5 protein-coding genes are annotated in these 3,518 nt (G+C 57.7%); 4 read left to right on the top strand and 1 reads right to left on the bottom strand.

What is annotated here, in order from left to right; translation table 11 throughout:
* From ENN40_04720 to ENN40_04730, 3 genes are read left to right on the top strand one after another with little or no spacing between them, the layout of a single operon-like run.
* On the top strand, positions 1–363 hold the full coding sequence (locus tag ENN40_04720; GenBank protein ID HDP94648.1) for a dinitrogenase iron-molybdenum cofactor biosynthesis protein: 363 nt from the start codon (positions 1–3) through the stop codon (positions 361–363).
* Positions 360–1,217 carry a (4Fe-4S)-binding protein gene (locus tag ENN40_04725; protein ID HDP94649.1) on the top strand — a complete coding sequence of 286 codons (858 nt, stop codon included), beginning with the start codon at positions 360–362 and terminating at the stop codon, positions 1,215–1,217. The genes ENN40_04720 and ENN40_04725 overlap by 4 nt, the downstream gene beginning before the upstream one ends.
* Positions 1,214–2,131, top strand: coding sequence for a 4Fe-4S dicluster domain-containing protein (locus tag ENN40_04730; protein ID HDP94650.1), 918 nt, complete (start codon positions 1,214–1,216; stop codon positions 2,129–2,131). Before ENN40_04725 ends, ENN40_04730 begins: the two co-directional genes overlap by 4 nt.
* A 103-nt stretch (positions 2,132–2,234) precedes the next feature.
* On the opposite strand, the gene ENN40_04735 is transcribed toward ENN40_04730, so the two are convergent.
* Positions 2,235–2,663: a four helix bundle protein gene (locus ENN40_04735; GenBank protein HDP94651.1), complete on the bottom strand. Its 429-nt coding sequence runs from the start codon at positions 2,661–2,663 to the stop codon at positions 2,235–2,237.
* Between the two features lie 157 nt (positions 2,664–2,820).
* Here ENN40_04735 and ENN40_04740 point away from each other — a divergent pair.
* Positions 2,821–3,518 (top strand): hypothetical protein (locus tag ENN40_04740; protein ID HDP94652.1); only part of this gene is annotated, 698 nt, incomplete at its 3' end.

Raw genomic sequence — 3,518 nt, forward strand, 5'->3', positions numbered from 1 at the left:
ATGAAGGTACTGATTACGGCAGAGGGAAAAGACCTTGACGCCAATGTGGACCCCCGCTTCGGCCGCGCGGCTTTTTTTCTGGTTGTGGACGTGGACAAAGAAGAAGTGGTTGAAGCGGTGGACAACGCCGCCGGCCGCGGCGCGGCCCAGGGGGCCGGAGTCCAGGCCGCCCAGGCCGCGGCCCGCTTGGGCGTATCCGCCCTGCTCAGCGGCCATTGCGGTCCCAACGCGTTCAGCGCCATGCAGGCGGCCAACATCAAGATCTACACCGGAGCGACCGGTACGGTACGCCACGCGCTTGAACAGTTTCGCAAAGGGGAACTGACGGAGGCCGATGACGCCGACGTCCGGGGCCACTGGTGAAACGCGTTGCCGTGGCGTCCGGAAAGGGCGGTACGGGCAAGACCACGATTGCCGTGAACCTGGCCCGGGTGATGCCCGGGCCGGTTACGGTGATGGACTGCGATGTGGAAGAGCCCAATGTGCACCTCTTTCTTTCCCCCAGGGCTTTACAGACCGAACCGGTGGGCATTCCCGTTCCGCGCATCAATGCCGATCTGTGCACGGTTTGCGGTGAATGCGCGCGTTTCTGCGAATTCAACGCCCTGGGCGACATGCAGACAAAGATCGTGGTGTTTAACGAGTTGTGCCATGGCTGCGGCGGCTGTACCCGGGTGTGTCCCGAAGGGGCGATCACGGAAGTGGATCGCGTGATCGGTGAAGTCAGCCGGGGGAAAGCGTGTGACAATATCACGGTGATCAGCGGGCGCATGAACGTGGGGGAGGCGCTATCGCTACCGGTCATTCGCGCCACAAAGGCGCAGCCTGCGGAGGGAACACTAATTATCGACGCACCTCCCGGAACCGCCTGCCCATTCGCGGCGGCGGTGCGCGGGGCCGACCTGGTGGTACTGGTGACGGAACCTACCCCCTTCGGTGTCCACGACCTGGGCCTTGCCGCGGAAACCCTGACGGCCATGAACCTGCCGTTCGGCGTGGTGATCAACCGCAGCGGTGAAGGTGATGGAACCGTGGAAGAAGTGTGCCGTCGTCACAGCGCGCCCCTGTTGGCGCGGATTCCCGAAGATCGCGCCATTGCCGAGGCCTATTCCCGCGGCGAACTGCTGGTGGAGGCCTTGCCCCACTACCGCGACGAATTCGTCAACCTGGAAAAGCGCATTGCCAAAATCCTGAATGCACGCGGAGAAGCATCATGAGTCCCGATACAGGTAAGGCTGTTGAAATCGCCGTCATCAGCGGCAAAGGTGGAACCGGCAAGACCAGCATCACCGCGGCGCTGGCCGTTCTGGCCGAAAACGCGGTGGTAGCCGACTGCGACGTGGACGCGGCCGACCTGCACCTGGTACTGGCACCCGAAGTGCGGCAACGCCATGAATTCGTCAGCGGACACGAAGCCGTGATCCGCGAACTGGATTGCCGCGGCTGCGGGGTGTGCAAAGACTACTGCCGCTACGAAGCTATAGATGAAGTCACCGCCAGGGACGGCCGCACGGTGTTTCGTGTCGACCCGGCCGCCTGCGAAGGCTGCGGCGTTTGCGTGCGCTTCTGTCCGGTTCAGGCCATCGATTTTCCCGACAGCCATTGCGGCGAATGGAGCATCTCCCGCACCCGCACCGGACCCATGGTGCATGCGCGCCTGAAACCCGGGGCGGAGAACTCCGGCAAACTGGTTTCCCAGGTGCGTGAATCCGCCCGGGCCGAGGCGCGGTCTTCCGGGCGCTCCCTGATCCTGGTGGACGGCCCTCCGGGAATCGGTTGTCCCGTAATCGCCACCGTTACCGGAACCACCCTGGTGCTGGTGGTGGTGGAACCCACGATATCGGGTGAACACGACCTGGACCGGGTGCTGGGCCTGGCGCGCCATTTCCATATTCCCGCCGCCCTGTGCGTAAACAAGTGGGACATCAATGCGGAAATCACGCAGCGCATTGAAGATAACGCCCGCGCGCGGGGTGTGGAATCCCTGGGAAGAATCGCTTTTGACGCCGCCGCGACCCGCGCCCAGGTACGCGGGCACACGGTTATCGACGAAGGCGGAATTGCCGCCACGGACATCCGCCAACTCTGGAAAAACCTGCAGCAACGGATTGATCTGGAAAAGAGAAGTTGAGCAAGTTGAGGGAGTTGAGGGCGGAAAAACAGTTAAGAAGAATACAAACCAATGCTAGCGAAAATATCGCTCTGGCGAAGGCCAGTCACTGAATGAAATAAGATCAGGAACTATTTCTCCCAGCTTCTCTTCCACCCTCAACTCTTTCAACTTTTTTCTTCATAATTTCTTTTTTTAAATAGCTGATCAATTTGAATATTTTTCTGGAAATTTGGCTGGTTTCGGCATCCAGATCCTGCCAAATTTCCAATGGTAGCTTATCCACCTTATTGGCGATCAGGATTTGGGTGCGCAATTCAGCACAAGAACCTCTGGCAATAACCAAAAAGCGTCTGAACTCGGACAAACTTTCTCTGCCGAATCCTTCAGAGATGTTAGACGGTATAGAGATCGCAGTTTTGCGCAAATGGCTGGACAATTCATGGTCCTGAATAAGTGAGGGGCTGCTTTTTGCTGTGAATCTGAAGATATCTTCGCATAAATTTACGCTTTCCTGCCAGATCCAGATGTCTTCAATATTTTTAAATTTCATGAAAGATAAGAGCAAATCATATGCCAAATAAGGAAACTCTACGAAAATTGTTCACCTTTCCTCAACTTCTTGTCCCCCTCAACTCTCTCAACTCCCTCAACTTCTTCATTCTTCTCCCTCCTTTGACATTGCGTCGGATAACCGGCAAAATATATCTATGAAGACAAGTGAACCAATAAATAAAACCTCACGCAGCAAAGATCATGTGCTGGACCATATCGCCATCACGGTCAAGGCCCACATGCTGCTCAAGCAGCTGCTTAAGGAAAACCCCATCCTGGATGAAATCATGCGCAACGCGCGCAACACCACCGAAGCCCTGGTGGGGGTGCGCAACTGGGTGGACCGTGAACTGCGCAATAATCCGGACGCCTATGCCTTCTACCGCCGCGAAGCCAGGGGACGCGAGGCATTCGAAAAACTGACCTGGCGCGATTTCGCCGCCATCCGTATTCTCGATTACATCGACAACGCCGGCCGCGAATTCGACGACCTCAACCTCAGGGGCGAAAAGGCCGTCAGCAACCCCGTCAAGCTGATCTGGCTGGCGGTAACCCATGGGACCGGCGGCGCCAAACCCAGCTTTTTCCAGGACATGCTGCAGTTGTTCCGCCAGTTTTCCGGCCGCTATACCCGGGAGATGCCCGATCGCGAACAGGTAGAGGCGTGGATGGAACGCTGGAGCACCGGCCTCGACCCGCGCATCGTTAAACTGCGTGAAGAGAACCGCGACCGCATCATCCAGATCCTGATCCGCCACATGGACGCGGGCACATTGAAAAGTCAACGCTTTGCCTTTGCACCTGACATGTCGCCGGATCAGAAGTACCTGCAGATGCTGGAATGGTGGAAAGA

It is taken from the genome of Candidatus Aminicenantes bacterium, from assembly GCA_011049425.1.
Classification (GTDB): Bacteria; Acidobacteriota; Aminicenantia; order UBA2199; family UBA2199; genus UBA876.